The following is a 20341-nucleotide window of genomic DNA, read 5'->3' as shown; positions in this document are numbered from 1 at the left end:
AATTTATCGATCTTATTTATGCAACGCATCAAATACATATTACCTCTCGTCTGTTTATTCAGTCTGGTAGTTTCGTGCGATCTCGAGGAGGAAGTATACTCTTCTATATATACATCGAACTTTTACAAGACGTCATCCGACGCCGAAGCTGCAATCACGGCGGCTTATGATCCGATCGCCGACCTGTACAATGGACCGGCCGCCGTGCTGGTGTCTGACATGAGTGCCGATCAGACCTATCCCCGGGTAGCGGTATCCAGAAACACGCTGACGCTATTTACTTACGATGTTAATTACACCGCCCAGCGTACAGCCGGCCGGTTGTTCGAGTCGCCACAGCAGATCTGGCTATCGTGCTACGATGGCATTGAAAAGGCAAACTGGGTGATTGCCAAAGTTCCGGGCGTGAGCATGGATGCCGCACGGAAGAAGGAAATCATCGGTGAAGCTTTTTTCCTCAGAGCCTTTTATCATTGGATGGCAACAAAAAATTTTGGCGACGTGATCGTAAAGACAACGCCAAGCGACGTGCTTGGCAATGCCTACGTAACCAAGAGTTCAATGGCAGATGTGTACAAACAGATCTACACGGACCTGGATTCGGCGGTTGCTAAACTTCCAACACATACGGCGTCACTTGTCAAGGGACGCGCTTCCAAAGAGGCAGCCCTCACGTTGTACGCAAAGGCTGCATTATATAATGAAGACTGGGCCAAAGCATTGACGAACGCGCAGGCTGTTTTGCCAAATGCGTACCTGCGCCTTATGCCTAACGTGCTCGATGTATACGACGTATCAAAGGAGGACCTCGCGCGCGTAGAGAACATCTTTGCCTTCGAATCGGAATCAAACACTTCGGTATCCGGATCAACCAGCTCCCGTAGCCATCAGATGGTAGGCCTTTGCGGACCCCCGGGCAGTGCGTCCAAACAATATGGACTTACCACCTTCGGATCATTCTTTGCTTATCAGTCTTTTTACAATTCATTCAATCCGATTGACAAAAGAAGACTGCTGCTTGATACCACTTACGTCAATAACGCCGGGGCTACTGTGCGTCAGAAGAACATTACGCCAATCACGCCTAAAGGTGTGCTTGTAAAGAAGTATATGGACCCTGTAAGCACTTCGGGTAACGTTAACAACATCCCGATTTTCAGAATGGCGGATGTATACCTGATTGCCGCCGAAGCAGAGGCGCATCTGAATGGAGCAACAGAAACCGCCTATAAGTACATCAAAGTAGTGCGCGACCGCGCGGGACTAACAGACCTTACGCCTGGGCTAAACGCCGACGCGTTCGTCAAAGCCGTGCTGCAGGAACGCTCCTGGGAATTCTTTGGAGAAGGAGATCGTTGGTATGACCTCACAAGGACGAACACGTTCATGGAAGTCATTCCTCTGGCCGTGAGTGATTATTATCCTCAACGTACACCTCAGCCGAAGAACCGGTATTTTCCAATACCACAGGATGAACTGAACGCAAACACAGACCTGGAGCAAAATGATCCGTGGAAGTAGCCGAAAACTAACTGGTGCCACCGGCAACATTTTGCAAGTCTATTAAAAATCTAACGCCATAGTTTGGGTATGGATGGTTGTCGGAAATCGGATATGTCGGGGCTCGGCATATCCGTTTCCACAGCTACGGGAATTCTTAAATTGAATGATGAAGAAGCTGTATCTATTCTTAGTAATTATTTGTCTGCCGCTTCTGGCTGCGTCGCAGCAGAAAAAGCAATCACTGCATGGTGAGTGGCAATTCGCTCTCGATCCATTGAATGTAGGTGAACAGACGCATTGGTATTCCACCACATTTCCCCGGCAGCGATGGGACAAGGTCAACGTGCCGCATTGCTTTTCAATCGACGGGCGCTATCAGTTGTACACGGGTACCGCCTGGTATGTACGACAGTTCACACAGCAGCCAGTTCCCCAGGGATATAAAGCTTTTCTTCGTTTTGAAGCAGTATTTTATAAATCAGCAGTATACGTCAATGGCAAGAAGGCAGGAGAACACGAAGGTGGTTACACGCCGTTCGAAGTGGATGTTACTGATTTGCTGAACGGTGAAAACACATTAGCGTTGAAGGTGAACAATGCCTGGGACTCAACTACCATTCCTGGTGCCAAGACTCGGGTTGCATACGAAAACGACAACGTGGGACAAGTGTATCCCTGGATCAACTACGGAGGAATTAACCGGGAGGTACATCTGATTATTCGTCCGGAAGTATATGTGAAGCGATTGAAGATCGTAACTGATCCGGATCTCACGAAGAAAACGGCAAAGATAAATGTGCAGGTTGATGTAGCGGGTGCGCCAGCTGCAGCAGTGACACCTTCAAAACAAGGTGGCAAAAAGACTGGAAAAGCTCCTGGTAACGTACCCGGCATACGCATCACTCGCGACGGAACGGTTGTGCCTGCTACTTTCAAGACGGTCGGCGTTCCTTCAGCTGCTGACGGGCTAACACGATTTCTGCTGGAAGCTACAGTAGCAGCAAAGGACGTAAAGTTGTGGAACCAGGACGAGCCCGTGCTTTACAAAGCCGAAGTTGTTTTTAATTCTGATACGGCACTTTCTTCCTTTGGCATTCGTAAGATCGAAGTTAAAGGAACAAGTCTGCTGTTGAATGGTGAATCCGTCCGGATGGGAGGATGCAACAGACCCCTCGACTATCCTGGCCATGGATCGATGGATCCGGCAGAAGTACTTGATAAAGATCTTACTCTTATTAAGTCCGGTGGAATGGAATTGTCGCGCATCAGCCACTATCCGGTATCCACACAGTTGCTTGATTGGGCCGATGCGCATGGACTGCTCATTATAGCCGAGCCAGGCAACTGGCAGATGACCCCGAAGCAAATGAGCGATCCTGTAATGCGTGCAAAATTCCAGGCACAGTTTACTGAGATGATGGAACGCGACTGGAACCATCCGTCTGTAATTGCATGGAGTGTTGGTAACGAATACCCATCACAAACTCCCGAGGGCAGGGCATGGACGAAGGATATGATTGAGTTTGGAAAGCAGCACGATGCGTCACGTCTTTACACATTCGCTAGCATGATCGTGTGGCGCGACTTTATCAAGGCTCCGGAGGAAGAAGCATCGCAGTATGTCGACTTCGTCAGCGCAAATATCTACGGCGATCATCTGAAGCATTTAAAACACATTCACGAACTCTATCCAAACAAACCTGTTTATGTGAGCGAGTTCGGACTAAGAACTGATGGAGTTAAGAACGAGCAGGACCGCGAGAATCATCTTTCAAAAGCGATGCAGGACTTCAGACAATGCGACTTTCTCGTCGGTGCATCTATCTGGACCTTCAATGATTATCAGAGTCGCTTCCCGGGAACAAATCCAAGTGGATATCGCCCCTGGGGCCTCGTTTCGCCTGAGCGCGAGATCCGCGGCATGTATGTAAAGTGGCAGGAGGAGTTTTCACCGGCTACAGTTGTGTTCGGTAAGGATGCCTCAGGTAAGACTACGATTACGGTAACTGCACGAAATGACTTCCCGCGCTATACAATGCGTCACTACCAGTTGCAGTGCGCGGGCGAAACATTCGACATCGCTGAGCTGAAGCCCGGCGAAAGCAAGACGTTTGTCTCGGCCGCTTCAACAGGGGAGGTGCGTCTCATTAAGCCCGGTGGATTCACCGCGCTGAAAACGAATATTCAACGATAAAGATTTTAGTTCATGATCATTGCAGAGGAAACTTCATCGCGAACATTTAAGAACGAGGAGATCATTTCAGATCTCGTGGTGGTTGGCGGTGGATTGTCGGGTGCTTGCTGCGCGATAACTGCGGCAAGACAGGGCATCAGAGTAACGTTGGTTCAGGACCGTCCGGTGTTGGGAGGTAATTCATCCAGTGAAGTACGCTTGTGGGTGCTTGGTGCGACGTCACATATGGGCAACAATAATCGATGGGCACGTGAGGGTGGCGTGATCGATGAAATACTCGTGGAGAATATGTATCGCAATCCGGAAGGTAATGCGGTGATCTTCGATACAGTTGTTCTCGATAAAGTTGTCAGTGAGCCGAATATCCGATTGTTGCTCAACACTGCGGTAATCGAAGTGGAGAAGTCATCATCCGACATGATTTCATCGGCGAAGGCATTCTGCAGCCAGAATTCAATGGAGTATGTTTTGAAGGCTCCGTTGTTTTGTGATGCTTCAGGTGATGGGGTGTTGGGCTTTTTGTCAGGTGCAGCATTTCGGATGGGCGCTGAATCGCGGGAAGAGTTCGGTGAGAAGTTCGCTCCCACTAAAGAGTATGGTGAGCTGTTAGGCCATTCGTTGTATTTCTACAGCAAAGATGTGGGCAAGCCTGTGAATTTCGTCGCCCCTTCCTATGCGTTGAAGGATATCACGAAGATCCCGAAGTATAGGAAGTTCAACTCGCGAGAGTATGGATGCAATCTGTGGTGGATCGAATACGGCGGTCGGCTCGACACCGTCCATGAAACCGAGACCATCAAATGGGAGTTGTGGAGCGTGATCTATGGTGTCTGGAACCATATCAAGAACTCGGGGCAATTCCCCGAAGCGAAGAACCTCACCCTTGAATGGGTAGGCATGATTCCTGGTAAACGTGAAAGCCGTCGCTTTATCGGCGACTATATGTTAACGCAGTCTGATATTGTTGAACAAAGGACACATACCGATGCCGTTGCGTTCGGCGGCTGGTCCATTGATCTTCATCCTGCAGATGGTGTATTCAGTGAGAAACCTGGTTGCAATCAATGGCACGGCAAAGGGATCTATCAAATACCCTATCGCAGTTATTACAGCAAAAACATTAAAAATCTATTTCTCGCAGGTCGCATCATTAGCGTAACGCACGTTGCTTTCGGTTCTTCGAGAGTGATGGCTACCAGCGCTTATGGTGGTCAGGCCGTTGGAATGGCTGCTGTTCTTTGCCGTGAGCTGAATGTGTTGCCTGCGGCGTTTAGTTCAGGAAAGAACCTGCATCGGCTGCAACAAAAACTCATGGCCACAGGTCAGCATATCCCTGCTTTCACTTTGGCTGATGAGGGTGACATAGCACGCAACGCTACCCTTAGTGCATCGAGTGAGTTGCACCTGAGCGAGCTACCGGAAGGAGGGCTATTAAAAACGCTTGATCCGGCGGTAGGACAAATGTTGCCATTGTCACAGGGACGCGTTCCTCAATTTACAGTGCACCTGCAGTCTGAAAAGACAACCACCCTGGATGTAGAGCTTCGCATTTGTAGTCGTCCCGACAGCTATACACCCGATGTAATGTTGAAGACCATACAGCTTCCTATCACTCCCGGGAGGAACTGCATCAAGCTTGACTTTGAAACAAACTTATCATCTTCACAATACGCATTCATCCTGTTCAGAAAGAACCCGGACGTGAAGCTGCATTTTACTTCGAAGCGGATCACAGGTGTATTATCCGTCTACAACCAGGTGAACGAGGCGGTTTCAAACTACGGAAGACAGGAACCGCCAGAAGATATTGGCATCGATGCGTTTGAATTCTGGTGCCCGCAACGGAGACCTGCTGGCGAGAATGTAGCAATCAAGATCGGTGCGCCGCTATCATCATTTGGTGTACAGAACCTCGTCAACGGTTTGGCAAGACCAACAAATCAGCCGAACGCATGGGTCGCCGGCTTCGCCGACAAACATCCATCGGTGAAGCTCACGTGGTCTGAAGCAAAAACAATCAAATCCATCGTTCTCAAGTTTGATACAGACCTGGATCATCCGATGGAAACAGTATTGATGGGGCATCCGGAAAATGTCATGCCTTTCTGCGTGCGGAATTACACTGTTCGCGACGACAAGAACAATGTGGTCCACGAGTGTAAAGGAAATTATCAAACAATAAACACAATTCGTTTCGGTAAGGCCGTGCAGACAAAAAGCATCACTTTAGAGGTCGAACATCCCTCGGATAAAGTTCCAGCGGCAATATTTGAGATCTTGTGTTACGAGAAGTAATGCAATGTCTGGATACTGAAGCGGAGCATGTTCAATGCAACCCGTCAAACGCAACGGCACAGATACCGAACTTTAAAAGGCAGAAATTGATGAATTGTAAGCGATGAAAGGGACCCAACATTTAGGTATACTTCTACTGGCATTTGTGTGGGTAGGTTGTCAGAAGACCGCCACGATTAAGAACGACCACGTAAAACTGAGCTGGGAGAAGCAGCGTGACGGATGGACAGTTTCATCATTGGAGGTCAATAACTCTGATCATTGGAAATCATTGGGAGTGCCGTCCGGTAAGTATACTTTATTGTATAGCGCGGAAAAGCCTGACAGTACATCACGAATCTTCGAGACGAATACCGGCGTACAGTTTCCGGAGAAGGCTTATCATTATCAACAGGATATCTGGAAGGCCGCAACGGAACCGGTATCCCTAAACACCGCAGGGACTGAAATTTCATTTTATCCGTCAGAAATGGAGAGTCAATCAGGTGGCGTCGTCTTTAGCCATGATGATGAATGGGCAACTCTGACTGCCACGTGGCGGCTTGACCCGAAGCATCACACCGATATTATTGTTCGCCAACAGGCCATCGTCAAGAAACCGGGATATTATTCCCTTGCAACACCCTCTCCAATTACTATTGATGAGAAGGACATGGCCTGGGCGACAGTCCCTGGATACTTTCAGGGCAGTGAGATCCAGAAGGACTTCGTGCTCGCATATGCCTATGGCCAGGGTGTTCCGGATCTGCCTGCCGTATATCGGGAGCGTTGCGTAAGCACAATGACATCAATAGTCGATACAAAGGACAGCGTTTCATATTCAATCATCGCTGCACCAGGACTTGGACGTGATCCCTGGGAGAAGGATAAGAATACGCATCAGAAGTGGAACATTGGCGTGTCGCATAAGAACCGCGATTCGAAACTGTCACCGTCCCTCTATTACCCGGTACTGGGTGAGCCTTCTTCAAAACTAAATGCAGGCGACACCATCACTTACGAGTTTCGCTACAGCGTGCAAACTGGCAACTGGTATAAAAACCTTAACCACGCGATCAACGATGTTTATGATTTTAAGCAGGGGCTTGCCCTGAGAAGCAACAAACAATCTTTGACGAGTCGCGTGCAGGCAATGCATCATTACCTGCTCGATCCGAAAACATCTTTGTGGAATGTTGAATCCTTTCAGGGACTTAAGATTGGTGCACAGGAGTATCATGGCGGCGTCGTTGGATCGAAGGGAGATGCGATGAAAAACTCGGACTATGGTGCCATGTGGATGCTTGCCAGCGCAACCGGTGATGCGAAATTAAAAGACAAAGTACTGCCATATGCCTACAACTTCAAGCTGGCGCAGCAACAGGTGAAGCCGGGGTTCTTCCAGGGTGCAGCCATGGGACAATATTATCTTTCAAAAAGCAAGGTGTTTGTCGAGGAATGGGGAACATTTGTGGAGCCCGTAAGTCTCACGTACTACACGATGCTTGATGACGGCAACATTCTGCTCTTCGATCCTGAGAATAAAGTGTTGCGTGAGCGATTGCGCTTAGGGGCCGAGTTGCTGCTTAACTGGCAAAAGGATGATGGGAGCTGGGAAGTCGCCTATGATCAGGATACCCATCAGCCACTGTTCAAGGACATCAAGGACCTTCGTCCTACGTTCTACGGACTCATCGTTGCTTATCGCATCCTGAAAGATGAAAAGTATCTCAAAGCTGCTGAGCGTGGCGCTGAGTGGATGATCAAAGAGGGAGTGGAGAAGGGACATTATCTTGGTGTATGCGGCGATGCGCGTTACGCTCCTGACTTTGCAACTGCTCAGTCAGCGCAGGCAATGTTGGATCTTTACGATATCACAAAAAAGGGACAATACAAGGATGCAGCTGTCGCTGCTGCGCGTACCTACACAACGTCCATCTACACCCATCCGATTCCATCGCGTGAACACAAGAATGTGAATGGTACTGATCGTGAAGACTGGGAGATCGCGCAAGCCGGTTTGAGCTTCGAACACGGTGGTATCATGGGATCGGCACAACGTCACGGACCAATCCAGTTGGCTAGTCATACAGGATTGTTCATTCGCATATTTCAACTCACAGGAGATTCGCTTCTCCTCAACATGGCAAGAGCCGGCGCCATCGGACGCGACGCCTTTGTGGAGCCTTCTACAAGTGTCGCTTCTTATTACTGGCAGGCAATGAACAAAGGTTCAGGTCCGTACCCACATCATGCATGGTGGCAGATCGGTTGGATCACTGATTATCTCATGGCCGAAGCGCAACTTCGTTCAAACAACCAGGTAATTTTCCCGCGTGGCTTTGTTACACCTAAGGTCGGTCCGCATCAGAGCTACGGTTTTGAAAATGGAAAGATTTACAACGAATCGGCCAGGCTTATTATTCGCGAAGAGCTGTTCAAACTGAAGAATCCAAACCTTGAGTGTATTATGGCCAGTTCAACTGATGGCAATCGCTTGTATGCCATCGTCATGAACGATGTAAATGAGCCCATATCGGATGCGTTGCAGATTGACATCAACTCGTTTCAGCCGGGAAAGGCAGTGAAGAAGATCACGCTGGTGGGCGAGAACAAAGTACTCGAAGCAAAGCCGAACGTTCAGCCGGGATCGGGACCAAACGCAGGATCAATTGATGTTGTGATGGCACCGTACGGTATCAACGTGTACGCCATCGACCTTTGATCCCAATCTCTGTATACTTTTATACTTTCTAACGCTATACTGCACGCATGAATCAGCTGGATTTTATTGTGATGATCGTGTTCGCGCTGCTGATCTTTGCGATTGGCCTTGCCTTTACACGGGTGGGGAGCAAGAATGCGCAGGCCTTCTTCGAGGCCGGAGGCGAAACACCGTGGTGGATTAATGGACTCTCGCTTTTCATCAGCTACTTCTCAGCGGGAACATTTGTTGTATGGGGTTCTATTGCATATAAGCATGGTGTTGTAGCAAACATGATTCAACTCACCATGGCGATCAGCGGTCTGCTTGTTGCTGTGTTCATTGCCGGAAAGTGGAAACGCACAGGCACAAAGACTGCGGCAGAATATATTGGTAAGCGCTTCGGAACAAAGGCACAACAATTCTATACCTACCTGATGCTCGCCCTCAGCCTCGTTAATACTGCGGCCGTGTTGTATCCGGTAGGAAAGATGGTGTATGTAGCCACACCGTTTTCGCTCAATTCGTGTATCATTGCAATCGGCGTCTTGATTGTGTTGTATACTGCAGCCGGCGGACTTTGGGCCGTACTCGTAACCGATGTGGTGCAGTTTATCATCCTCATGGCTGCCGTGCTCATTGTAATACCTGCTGCGTTCGGACAGATCGGCGGTGCGAATGGATTGCTTACTAAAGCACCTGAAAATTTTTTCGAGCCTTTCAACAACGACTATACAGCGATATTCATGCTGGCCTTCGTGGGGTATCAGACGTTTTACATCGGAGGAAACTGGGCATACGTACAACGGTACACGAGTGTCTCCACGGAGCGCAATGCAAAAAAGGTAGCATACCTCTTTACAGCATTGTATTTCATAAGTCCCGTGATCTGGATGTTGCCTCCAATGATTTATCGAATCATCAATCCAAACTTGCAGGGACTTGAGCCCGAAGGAGCGTACATGATGCTTTGCCAGCAGGTGCTACCCGCCGGGCTCATAGGGTTGGTTTTATCGGGAATGATCTCCGCCACATCAAGTAAAGCAAATACAACTATTAATCTCGCGGCTACTGTTTTTGCCCAGGATGTCTATCGAAATGTATTGCGACCGCACGCTACGGAACGCGAACAAATTCTCGTCGCCCGGGTCTTTACATTGCTCTTTGGCGCAGGTACCATAGGCCTTGCGTTGATGGTTCCGCTGGCGGGTGGTATTGTCGAAGTAGTGCTGAGTATCGCCGCCATTGCCGGAGGGGCCTTGTTTGCACCGATTATCTGGTCTCTCTACTCGAAACGACAGACAGCGACGTCCGTCGTGACAACAACGATCATTGCTCTCACTGTGGGTCTTTTCTTCAAAGTGATTGCCCCGGTGCTGATTGGTTTTAAATTCAATCGTACGATGGAGACACTGGTAGGGGTAGGCCTGCCGTTGTTAGTGCTTGCCCTGTTTGAATACTACTATTATACCTCCAACCTCGAAGCTCCTGAGGCGGCACAATTTCGCAACCCGCCGTCGGAACCCAAAGCAATAACGCCGGCTCATGAGGCTGCCGAATCACAGAACGTTTTTGGTGTTACGGTGATCACGATCGCTGCCGCCGTCGTCGGACTCGGAATCTTTGCTTTGGGTATTGCCTCAGAAAATAATACGGTCGTGATGCTTGTCGGGGCGGTGATCTTCGTGCTTTCCGCAACGGGGTTCTTCAGGATACGGATGAGCAGTTCCCGGGAGGGTTAATTTTCAATATTACACGTGTTATTTCGTGCTGGTCTTCCTATAGAAGGACTATATCTGATTGATTGTCGGCGGGTAGTTCCCAGTAAGGCCTAAATAAGGCCGCAACGTTTTGGCTAGTGGAAGGCGGCGCGTGCCCAACCTGTAGGCTACTTTTTCCCAATCCTTTCCCAACGTTTTCCTAAGTCTCCCCCAGCCGTTCCCAGTCTTTTTCCCAGGTTCGCCCAGACGTTTCCAGTCGTTTTCCCAACATTTCCCAGACTTTCCCAGGCTCTCATGCTGAGACAATACGCTGCCGCGGCTGCGTTTAGCACTGCGTTGTTTGCCTGACTTACCAAAAACTTTGTCCGTGAGACCCAATTTTCGGTTAAGGGATAGGACGATGGTGACGTGAAAATAGTGGGTGCGGACGAACCCAAGTCAGGAATGCGACTGACCGCTGGCCAAGCAGGGGAGAAGACGGGGACCAGGCGCCTGACAAGTCACTATAACCTCACCATAACCTCACTGTAAGGTCACTGTAAGGGATTCATTTCCGGGTGACCGTTTAGCCCGTTTTTGTTATCTTGGTTAATACCTGTGATACAAAAAGGTAGCTATACGGTCATCAAGCGGGTTTGCAACATTGCAATGCTTGGTCCCGCGCCCTACGCATTCCGCCTCTTTAACCACGTCACAATCCTGTTCGTAGGCCCGCGAAACAATATGTAGGGAACAATTGCCAGGCAAGTTGCAACTGTGATCGACTCCAGCGGATAGAAATATGATGTGGCTTTCACTTTAAAGATCATGATCAACTGGTAAACGATATCAAATACTATCCCAACGGTGAAGATCTTACCAAAGTCTTTCCAGCCTTCTTTCGCGACATGAAGCCGCTGTTCTTTGGATACAACGAAGCGCCATAAAAATGGAACCGTTCCTTCTTTTGCATCCTTGAACGCTGCCCTTAACGCGAAAAACAATGATACACTTGGTTGAATAAAAAATCGAAGATTGAGTGGACCTTCTGTGCGTGCTATCAGGTTCTCAAAGTAGCGGGTGAGGATTTCTTGCATAGTATCAATATAATAAATCTGTATAATTGCTGCGATAAACAGATGTTGGTCATGAATGACAATTTGCTTCTGCTAAAAAGCCTGATGTCGGTTTTGTTCGTGGGTATTATCATTCAATGTACCAGCCAGGAGTCTGCCTGGTCAACAGAATACCCGGAACCGTTGCCCGATTCGGCAGCCTTGCGCTTCCTTCCTGGAATTGTGAGCCGCGATTCGCTCGACTTCAACTCAGCCTTTTCCCGCGATGGATCAAAATTTTATTTCGCCGGATCTGCAAAAGGAAAGTGGATCATATACATGAGTGAATGGAAGGAGGGCACATGGAATAAACCGGTACTGGCACCATTTACAGAACTCGATTATTCGCAGGCTGATCCTTTCGTCAGTGCTGACGGAACCATATACTACATTTCAAACAGACCTCGTAACGCTACAGGCCCCGCGGAAGATTTCGACATCTGGTATGTACGCCCTCAACGGGATGGGTCCTGGTCAAAGCCAGAAAATCTGGGGGCAGTAAATTCTGACAGCACAGAATACTATGTTTCTGTGGCCGACAATGGCAACGTCTACTTCGCGTCAAATAGAAAAGGGAGCCTTGGCGATCATGATATCTATATGAGCCGTTACGAACACGGGAAGTATTCGACGCCGGAGAACCTTGGTCCTTCGATCAATTCCTTGCAGATGGAGCATGATCCGATGATTGCGCCGGATGAAAGCTATATGATATTTACTTCTGTCGACAGGAATGATTCAAAGGGAAGCGGCGATTTGTATTACTCGCTGCGGAATGCTGATGGATCCTGGTCGCAAGCGAAAAATATGGGTAACAAGGTGAATACCGATACGTATGAATACTGTTCGTATGTTACGCCGGATGGAAAGTACTTATTCTACAGTTCAGAGTTTGATGTGAAGTGGATAGGTACAAGTCAGTTTTCGTGGATGACTCATTAGTGCATATAGAAGCTTGTCGCCGAAGCACAATGCTAAACATGGTTATAGTTCGATGACCATGCTTAAAACCTTAACGATTTCCTAAACATGGGGTGAAACTGGCAGCCTACCTTCACGTTATGAATACCAACCGCCGGAAATTTATTAAGCACGCTTCTCTTGGAAGCGTCGTCACGTCGCTGCTCCCCATCGTTCCTGCTGCAGGATCTTCCATAGATAAAGGAGCAAGGCGCGCGTTGAGAATAGCGCACATCACGGATGTTCATATTCTTGATCAACGCAACGCCGAAGAATCATTCGCCCTGGTCATTGCCGATATCAACGCATTGCCTGATCGCCCCGACCTGATCATCAACACGGGCGACACAGTCATGGACGAGAACAAACAAACTAAGGAAACAGTCTCGGCGCGATGGAGCACCTGGAGTAAACTAACGCAATCGAACAAGATCAAAATGTATAGTTCGCTGGGCAACCACGATGTTTGGGACGGACCCAACGAAAGCCTTGATACAGAGTATAAGAAAGAGAAACGATATGGTAAGCAGTGGGCGATGGAGATGTTGTCAATGCCAGAGCGTTATTATTCATTTGAGTCGAAAGGTTGGCACTTCATAGCCCTCGACAGTATCAACGGCAACGACGGTTATGGCCTGGATGATGCGCAGTTCGAATGGCTTCAGGGTGAACTTAAGGGTATCGATAACAACCGCCCGATATGCGTGTTTAATCATGTACCGATCATGTCAATTGGAGCGATGCTCTATCTCACTCAACGTACACCGATTGCCGACGTTAAGTTTCCTGCCGGCGACATGCATCTCGATCATCAACGGATCAAGAACCTGTTCTTTAAACATAAGAATGTTAAGCTGTGCCTGAGCGGCCATGTTCATTACATTGATTCGATCGAATACCTGGGGGTGAAGTATCTTTGTAATGGAGCCGTCTCCGGCAACTGGTGGCGCGATTCATTCGTGCTGGATGAATTCCCCCCGGTATATTCCATCATTGATCTCTACGAAGATGGATCGAGTGACTGCCGGAGTGTCTATTACAAGTATCAGGTATAGGACGACAGAGTCGTGCGTTTTTGTATCTTCCACGGTTATATCCAAGTACAGAAGAAACGTTTTAACGCACCCGATCATCATGAATACCAGAATTCTCTTAAGCGCCAGCGCCCTGGCTATGGGCATCGCCGGCATTATATTATCATTCGCTCCTTCAGAGATACTCAATGCAGCAGGTTTGCCTTATTCCCAGCTTGCATCTTTTATCCTGCAATGCGCAGGCGGGTTATACCTCGGTTTTGCAATCACCAACTGGATGTCACGGGGCGCTATAATGGGAGGGATCTATGCGAGACCGTTAGCCATGGGTAACTTCCTTCACTTCTTCGTGGGTGCAATGGCGTTGTTGAAACAAATCGGAAGTGTTGACCAGTATCCCTACGTTGTGTATGGATGCGCTGTGTTGTATGCTGTGTTCGCCGGAAGCTTTGGAGTTGTTTTGTTTACGCATCCGCTTAAGGAAGCAGAGAAAGCACGGTAACAAGTCTAGATGGTTGGAGTTGAACCAACGTGCACCCAGCTACAGGTTCGGAGCGGCGTCGATCATCGTTGCGGCGGTGGCTCTTGCTGACATTCTAAACAAAGCAAACTTGGAATTTTGAACAAACGCCCGGGGAGGGGCTGAATCTACCTTTGTATCAACAAAAAACAAAAGTACAATGGAAACAACGGTAGAAATCAACAACTACAATGGCGCACTGCAGAAACCACTTCACTCAGGATTCAATGCCGCATCGACCACCAACGAAGTTATCAGGGGCATTAGCCTTAACGGAAAGATCGCCATCGTAACGGGTGGCAATACAGGTATAGGACTAGAAACGACGAAGACGCTTGCTGCCGCAGGAGCGACGGTCATCGTTGCAGCGAGAGATCTTGAAAAAGCCAGAAAAAATCTGGCGGGTATACCAAACGTTGAACTGGAGGCAATGGACATGATGGATACCGGCTCAGTTGATTCCTTTAGCAAAAGATTCCTTATGTCCGAACGACCGCTGAATATTCTCATCAATAACGCTGGTATCATGTGGGTTCCGCTGCGGAGAGACAAAAGGGGCATTGAATCACAACTTGTAACAAACTTCGTGGCGCAATTTGAACTGGTGGCAAAGCTGTGGCCTGCCCTGAAGGCGGCCAATGGCGCCAGGGTTGTAAACGTCTCGTCGCAGGGACATCAGTTCGCACCATTCGATTTCGACGATCCGAACTTCGAACATCGCAGCTATGAAACACTGCATGGCTACGGCCAGTCGAAAACTGCAACCATTCTGTTCGCGGTGGAATTGGACAATCGCGGAAAGGACCAAAACATAAGAGCTTACTCTTTGCATCCGGGAGCAATTGGTGGTACCGAGCTGGCACGGGAGGCGCCGCTTGAGCTCTTTCAACAATTGGGTTACGTAGATGAAAACGGGCTGCTGCGCTCGGAAGTACTCGCGAGACTTAAGACCATTCCTCAGGGCGCAGCAACGACTGTATGGTGTGCCACGAGCCCAATGCTCGACAACATTGGTGGTGTGTATTGCGAAAATGTCGATGTTACATTTTTGAACAGAGGAGATGTTAGTCTTCAGCAGGACCATCCTTCGATACCAACCGGTGTTCGTGACTATGCTGTTGATGAGAAGTCAGCTAAGAAGCTCTGGAAACTGGCTGAAAAAATGACCGGAATTGAATTTGAAGTCAAATAACGCTTTGGGAACCTAAAACATAGGTTGGATTTTGAAGCCTTGAGTTCAAGGGCTTGTCTCAACGTGAAAATTGGGATGAGCCTTACGCCTGCTTCTTAACCAGGGTCGTCGGTATATAGCCGAAGTGCTTCTTAAAAGCAAATGAGAAATGTGAGAGGTCCTCGAAGCCGACTTCTAAATAGACATCAGCGGGCTTCTTTGAATATTGCGTGATTTGATAGTGCGCCAACTCCAGCCTCTTCGTTGTTAGCCACTTCTGCGGCGTTTCATTAAATGTTTTTCTGAAATCACGGTTGAAGGTAGAAAGGCTTCTGCCTGTTAAATAGCCGAACTTCTCCAGCGGCAAATTAAACATAAAGTGACTTTGCATGAACTTTACGAGGTCCACTTTGCCAGGCGTTTCGAAGTTGGCCAGGATGCCATCAATGTTATTGTCGATAGTACGGAGAATGGTTAGTGCTTCATTGATTTTCAACGATGCAATTTTTTCAGGGAAATCATCCTGCATGTCGAAGTATGGAACTAGCGACGCAAGACAACTTTGAAGCAGCGGATGCTTATCGAATTGATAGATCTTATCTGAAGCCGGGCGTGTATACTTAACGTCGAGATCCGAATAGAATTCACGAAGACGATCCATTGTTAAATGCATGGCAACAGTCTTGTGCGGAAAACCATCCTTAGGATAGTTCACTACCGTCACCACCTGGTTACGAGGGATGAGAAAGATGTCTCCCGCGTTAAACGTATAAGTGTTCCCCGCCTGGATAATTCTTGTTTCACCCGACATAAACCAAATCAACATATGATGATCAAAGTGGGCCTCCGTTTTGAAGAGCTCATCTTCAAATACGGAAAGTTTAATCTCGGGTGTTATGTATTTCGCTTTGAATTCCACAGCCATAGTGTTAAGACTAACCACTATTTGGTGATTTGTTTATTCAGGGGTAGAAATTACAAAATACTTTGGAGATGTAGCGGCCAATCGCGGGAGTACACATGTTATGGAGTTTTACATTTTGCGATAACTCCGCGTCAAAACGAAGCGCGTTTTGTGCTAATAGAGAAATGTCAGACTGCGCTTCGGTTTGTAGGCTAAGCAGAGGAGGAGGAGGAGGGATTACCCTCGGTGATCCCGTACGGGGGAGTGTCAAAAGCGCACAAAAAATCAAAGAGGTCGCTGCGCTCCTTTTTTTGTTTGTAGAATCCTCACTTGAAACGGAAACAGTTTCTGTGGCAATAGTGAATTTCTTTTGTGCCGTTTCAGTTCGTATTCATACAAACAAAAAAAGTCCATGCTATGCATGGACCTCTTTTCCTTTTGTGTGCTATTGCAGAGGAGGAGGGATTACCTTCGGTGATCCCATACGGGGGAGTGTCAAAAGCACACAAAAGTCAAAGAGGTCGCTGCGCTCCTTTTTTTGTTTGTAGAATCCTCACTTGAAACGGAAACAGTTCTGTGGCAATAGTGAATTTCTTTTGTGCCGTTTCAGTTCGTATTCATACAAACAAAAAAAGTCCATGCTATGCATGGACCTCTTTTCCTTTTGTGTGCTATTGCAGAGGAGGAGGGATTCGAACCCCCGGAACCTTGCGGTTCAACGGTTTTCAAGACCGCCGCATTCGACCGCTCTGCCACTCCTCTGTAGCCAAAATCAGCTAAAAACAGCCTTTTTGCTGGTTTTGGGACTGCAAATCTATACCATTCTGCGCATTCACCAAATGCCGCGGCCAAGAATTGTTTTTATGCCTTTATTTAAGCAAAAACACACTTCCAGGCACCCACTCGGCCATATAGTATAAATTTTGTCTTGTTAGCTTCAGCTCAGCAACGGGCACGGCATTCCATTCTTAATTCTTAACTCTTAATTCTTAATTATTCTTCCCTCGTACAAAACCTTGTCCTCTGGCGTAACGACCTTCAAAAAATATAACCCCGCCTTTATCTCGCTGAAATCAAGCTGAGTGCTGGCTGACTCGATCACCATGTTTAGCACTTCCTTTCCCATCACATCCTGCAGTAGCACCTTGAAAGGCAGCGTAAAATTTTCATCAACATTAATGTTTAGTGCCGACTGTACTGGATTAGGATAAACGTCGACGCCGTGGGCGATCTTTTCTATCGCTGTAATTACGGTGATGTCAACTGTGAATTGCCTGGTGCCGACCGATATCCCATCAGTTGCCCTTACAGTGATAACCGCCTTGCCTACCTTCAGTTCCGGAACGATAGTGAGTGTGTTGCCCTCTATACGGAGATTACTATTCTTGACCACGGACTGGTTATCCGACGTTACTCCAAGAATGATACTTTCTGCCGGGCTATCAGGGTCAGATATTGAAAGCGTAACCGGCGGAATTGGCTGCGTCTTTTCAACACTGATGTCCTCAATCTCACCAATAAAAGGAGCATCGTTTACTGACCGAACGACAATCTCAATGCTTGCTGTGTGTTTACTGTCGGTTGCCTGGCCATCATCTGCCGTGAGCGTGAATTGCCAGGTGCCCGATGCATCCTTAACCGGCGTGAGTTTGATTGTCCCGGTGGCCTGATCAAGTTCAACAGTAATGTTGGTCACCTCTGCCGGCGTTAACGTCCATGTAATAGTCTGCGATTGTTCGTCAGCTGGAATTGATATAACAGGCACGATAGATTGTACTTCAAAGTCTTCGTCTAATGTCAGCTTTAATGGAATGGTAAATACGGGAGCATCATTCACTGGAGTGAGATTAACTTTTGCCTGGTAAACAACGTCCGAGCTGTCTCTTCCATCGCTGAAATAGAAACTGAAGGGATGAAGTCCATTGTCGTCTTTAGCGGGTATATATAAGAGCGTGCTCAAAGCGCTTCGCGCAATCCGCTGCCCTGCAGTAACTGAAGCTGTGCCAAGTTTCAAAGCTCCCCGCTGAGGAAGCGCGCTTACGTAGATGGAGACGAACATGTCATCGACGTCCTGATCGGTGAACTGGTCGGCGAAATCCTGCTCAGTAAATTTGACCTCATGGTCTTCCACACCAGTCTTTGCAATGTCGGCTCCGCGCGGTCTGAAGTTAGATGTGATTGTAGCAGCATCGCTATATGCGGAATAGCCGTTCTCATTCATAGCACGCACCCGATAAACATATGCTGTGCCTTCGGTGAGGTTGTTATCATAATATTCGGTATCATCAGCGTCAAGAGTGTCCAGCACGTCGAATGTGGATGCAGATGCAAGTTTCCGTTCGATTGTGTACGCCGTTTCCACGTTGGAATTGTCGTCCCAGGTAATGATCATGCGGGCTGCATGAATCTCTAAAGCACCGACATTTGCTGGTTTTGCGGGAAGAACAACCTTCAAGGAGTCATAGCCCGACGACTTTGTCGCATCGACGGCATAGATGCGATAATAGTAGGGAGTTTCCGCTACGAAAGCGAAGTTGTCAGAGTACGTGGTTGTATTGGCCGCAGGTGTCGCGCGTGTAGCGAAGCCGGTATTGGGACTAAGCGATCGTTCGATCCGGTATGACGTTTCAATTCCCGAATGATCGAGCCAGGTTAGCTTGACATGAGTCTCGTCTACAATCTCTGCCTTCAATGCCTCAGGTCCATTCAGCTGATGAAAGGCCTTTGCTGCTGTAAACAGAGATCCTGTACCAGTTCCATCGATCGCCTGTACTGCCCAGGTATAATTTCCTTCCGGCAGATTAGACAACTCGATCTTTTGTGAATGTCCATTCGGAGGATTAGACGTTGTAATATATCCGGTAGAAGGATTTGCTCCGGGCACTACAACTTTCACCGCCCCACGCTGAAGCCAGAAGTTATAGGATAGGGCCGCCGTTGGCGTTTGCACATCGGAACCACCGGGCCACTTTAGTTTTACCGACTTGCGATAGAACTTCTCTGAAAGCCCGGCCAGCAGCGGAGCCGTTGGTTTGGTATTTACAGCAAAAGCAGCATTGCGCAGGGTGTTCCTGAGTATTCCGGTAACCACGCCTGTACTGCGTCGCCCCATGTAAGCAATGTCAAGGTCGCCGTCGTTGTCAAAGTCGCCGAAGTCGATCGAACTGTATGACAGACCCTCAGGCACAAGGTCTTCCTCCGTGAACGTTGAATCACCCTGATTCAAAAATCCTTTAAGAATATATTCGTCATCAACGACCGAAGTCCCCTGCCCGGACAACACGATGTCCAGCAGGCCGTCATTGTTATAGTCAGCCCATTGAGTTCCTCCATGACGGTTCAGAGCAACATAATAGAGGTTCAGTTCGTCCATCCATTTCAGTTTGCCACCATTGTTCTGAAATACGTCTGTCGTGATCGTGCCATCGGAGCGAACCCCGCCAACCAGAAGGTCCATTTGTCCATCACGATCGAAGTCCCCCCAGTGCAAATCTCCATTTTTAATTTCAGGAAGCGATTGACTGTTATCAAGTGTAAAAGTTGAATTGCCATTGTTGATGTACAGCTCTGTGTGACTGGAATTGCTCCTTCCTACAGAGGCGATCGCAGCATCTACGAAGCCATCATGATTTACGTCAGCCCAATCAATCGCGCAGTTGGAACAACCGGGAAGACTTGTGGTGGTGAGTTGTGTAAATGATGGACCATCATTCCGGTATACGAGCACCTTGTCAGCAACGGGAAGGGTACTATCGTCTGTTCCGGTTATGATGATGTCAGGATCTTCATCGTTATCAATGTCTGCGAACGAAGCACCCGAGTTCATCAGCCCGGCGAACGAGGTCTGCAATGAAAAGCTGAATGAACCATTGTTGAGATATAACTCCGAAATATTGGCAGCAACACCACGTCCCGAGAGTAATACATCCGGATCTCCATCTTTGTCGAAGTCGCCTAAAGCAATTTCACCGTTCCGAAGGTCGGGCAGAGCAGTTGCTCTCAACACGAAGGCACCTGTATTGTTCTCATATACGCGCGTGCGAAACGTGTTTTCATTAGCCTGTCCTGAATAGATCAGGTCGAGGTCGCCATCGTTGTCAAGGTCGCTCCAGCTGATACGGCCATCATAAAGCGGATCCAAACCAGCAGAAAATTCCTGGAATGATTGCGCCGGTGACAAAAGAGGAAAGGCACAGGATAGTAGCGCGACCGCGAAGTAGAGTTTCGGCATCAATGGGGAATTTAGCTGTTGGGGTATTCTG

At 48.2% G+C, this 20341-nt stretch carries 12 protein-coding genes and 1 tRNA gene; 9 read left to right on the top strand and 4 right to left on the bottom strand.

Annotation, left to right across the window (positions count from 1 at the left end):
• Positions 1-18 precede the first annotated feature (18 nt).
• The 5 genes from WBG78_RS13830 (at position 19) to WBG78_RS13810 (ending at position 10417) form a co-directional block, all read left to right on the top strand.
• The gene (locus tag WBG78_RS13830) at positions 19-1521 is read left to right on the top strand and encodes a RagB/SusD family nutrient uptake outer membrane protein (RefSeq protein WP_337327017.1); all 1503 of its coding nucleotides are present in this window, start codon (positions 19-21) and stop codon (positions 1519-1521) included.
• A gap of 145 nt (positions 1522-1666) precedes the next feature.
• Positions 1667-3697 (top strand): glycoside hydrolase family 2 protein, encoded by a 2031-nt coding sequence (locus tag WBG78_RS13825; protein ID WP_337327016.1) that lies wholly within the window; start codon positions 1667-1669, stop codon positions 3695-3697.
• A 12-nt stretch (positions 3698-3709) separates the two neighbouring features.
• Positions 3710-5992 (top strand): FAD-dependent oxidoreductase, encoded by a 2283-nt coding sequence (locus WBG78_RS13820; RefSeq protein WP_337327015.1) that lies wholly within the window; start codon positions 3710-3712, stop codon positions 5990-5992.
• 103 nt (positions 5993-6095) lie between these two features.
• Positions 6096-8696: a glycerophosphoryl diester phosphodiesterase gene (locus tag WBG78_RS13815; RefSeq protein WP_337327014.1), complete on the top strand. Its 2601-nt coding sequence runs from the start codon at positions 6096-6098 to the stop codon at positions 8694-8696.
• A gap of 47 nt (positions 8697-8743) precedes the next feature.
• Positions 8744-10417, top strand: coding sequence for a sodium:solute symporter family protein (locus WBG78_RS13810; RefSeq protein ID WP_337327013.1), 1674 nt, complete (start codon positions 8744-8746; stop codon positions 10415-10417).
• Between the two features lie 644 nt (positions 10418-11061).
• Here WBG78_RS13810 and WBG78_RS13805 read toward each other — a convergent pair.
• The gene (locus WBG78_RS13805) at positions 11062-11472 is read right to left on the bottom strand and encodes a hypothetical protein (RefSeq protein ID WP_337327012.1); all 411 of its coding nucleotides are present in this window, start codon (positions 11470-11472) and stop codon (positions 11062-11064) included.
• Positions 11473-11523: 51 nt separating this feature from the next.
• Here WBG78_RS13805 and WBG78_RS13800 point away from each other — a divergent pair, with 51 nt between their 5' ends.
• The 4 genes from WBG78_RS13800 to WBG78_RS13785 all read left to right on the top strand — a co-directional run bounded on the left by WBG78_RS13800 (position 11524) and on the right by WBG78_RS13785 (position 15196).
• Positions 11524-12432 carry a TolB family protein gene (locus WBG78_RS13800; protein ID WP_337327011.1) on the top strand — a complete coding sequence of 303 codons (909 nt, stop codon included), beginning with the start codon at positions 11524-11526 and terminating at the stop codon, positions 12430-12432.
• A gap of 119 nt (positions 12433-12551) precedes the next feature.
• Positions 12552-13505, top strand: a complete 954-nt coding sequence (locus WBG78_RS13795) for a metallophosphoesterase family protein (RefSeq protein WP_337327010.1) — start codon at positions 12552-12554, stop codon at positions 13503-13505.
• A gap of 79 nt (positions 13506-13584) precedes the next feature.
• Positions 13585-13986 carry a hypothetical protein gene (locus WBG78_RS13790; RefSeq protein WP_337327009.1) on the top strand — a complete coding sequence of 134 codons (402 nt, stop codon included), beginning with the start codon at positions 13585-13587 and terminating at the stop codon, positions 13984-13986.
• Between the two features lie 178 nt (positions 13987-14164).
• Positions 14165-15196: an SDR family NAD(P)-dependent oxidoreductase gene (locus WBG78_RS13785; protein WP_337327008.1), complete on the top strand. Its 1032-nt coding sequence runs from the start codon at positions 14165-14167 to the stop codon at positions 15194-15196.
• Between the two features lie 82 nt (positions 15197-15278).
• Here the strand turns inward: WBG78_RS13785 and WBG78_RS13780 are convergent, their stop codons facing one another.
• From WBG78_RS13780 to WBG78_RS13770, 3 genes are all read right to left on the bottom strand, one after another.
• Positions 15279-16100, bottom strand: a complete 822-nt coding sequence (locus WBG78_RS13780; protein ID WP_337327007.1) for an AraC family transcriptional regulator — start codon at positions 16098-16100, stop codon at positions 15279-15281.
• 656 nt (positions 16101-16756) lie between these two features.
• Positions 16757-16841, bottom strand: a tRNA-Ser gene (locus tag WBG78_RS13775).
• A gap of 220 nt (positions 16842-17061) precedes the next feature.
• On the bottom strand, positions 17062-20310 hold the full coding sequence (locus tag WBG78_RS13770; RefSeq protein ID WP_337327006.1) for an FG-GAP-like repeat-containing protein: 3249 nt from the start codon (positions 20308-20310) through the stop codon (positions 17062-17064).
• Positions 20311-20341: the final 31 nt, after the last annotated feature.

Source organism: Chryseolinea sp. T2, assembly GCF_037203685.1.
Lineage (GTDB): Bacteria > Bacteroidota > Bacteroidia > Cytophagales > Cyclobacteriaceae > Chryseolinea.
The sequence above is the reverse complement of the archived record's forward strand: the minus strand, read 5'-3'. Positions and strand labels throughout refer to the sequence as shown.

Coding starts and splice junctions, on each gene's coding strand:
- WBG78_RS13830 (WP_337327017.1), top strand. CDS start 19: ATGCAACGCATCAAATACATATTACCTCTCGTCTGTTTATTCAGTCTG.
- WBG78_RS13825 (WP_337327016.1), top strand. CDS start 1,667: ATGATGAAGAAGCTGTATCTATTCTTAGTAATTATTTGTCTGCCGCTT.
- WBG78_RS13820 (WP_337327015.1), top strand. CDS start 3,710: ATGATCATTGCAGAGGAAACTTCATCGCGAACATTTAAGAACGAGGAG.
- WBG78_RS13815 (WP_337327014.1), top strand. CDS start 6,096: ATGAAAGGGACCCAACATTTAGGTATACTTCTACTGGCATTTGTGTGG.
- WBG78_RS13810 (WP_337327013.1), top strand. CDS start 8,744: ATGAATCAGCTGGATTTTATTGTGATGATCGTGTTCGCGCTGCTGATC.
- WBG78_RS13805 (WP_337327012.1), bottom strand. CDS start 11,472: ATGCAAGAAATCCTCACCCGCTACTTTGAGAACCTGATAGCACGCACA.
- WBG78_RS13800 (WP_337327011.1), top strand. CDS start 11,524: ATGAATGACAATTTGCTTCTGCTAAAAAGCCTGATGTCGGTTTTGTTC.
- WBG78_RS13795 (WP_337327010.1), top strand. CDS start 12,552: ATGAATACCAACCGCCGGAAATTTATTAAGCACGCTTCTCTTGGAAGC.
- WBG78_RS13790 (WP_337327009.1), top strand. CDS start 13,585: ATGAATACCAGAATTCTCTTAAGCGCCAGCGCCCTGGCTATGGGCATC.
- WBG78_RS13785 (WP_337327008.1), top strand. CDS start 14,165: ATGGAAACAACGGTAGAAATCAACAACTACAATGGCGCACTGCAGAAA.
- WBG78_RS13780 (WP_337327007.1), bottom strand. CDS start 16,100: ATGGCTGTGGAATTCAAAGCGAAATACATAACACCCGAGATTAAACTT.
- WBG78_RS13770 (WP_337327006.1), bottom strand. CDS start 20,310: ATGCCGAAACTCTACTTCGCGGTCGCGCTACTATCCTGTGCCTTTCCT.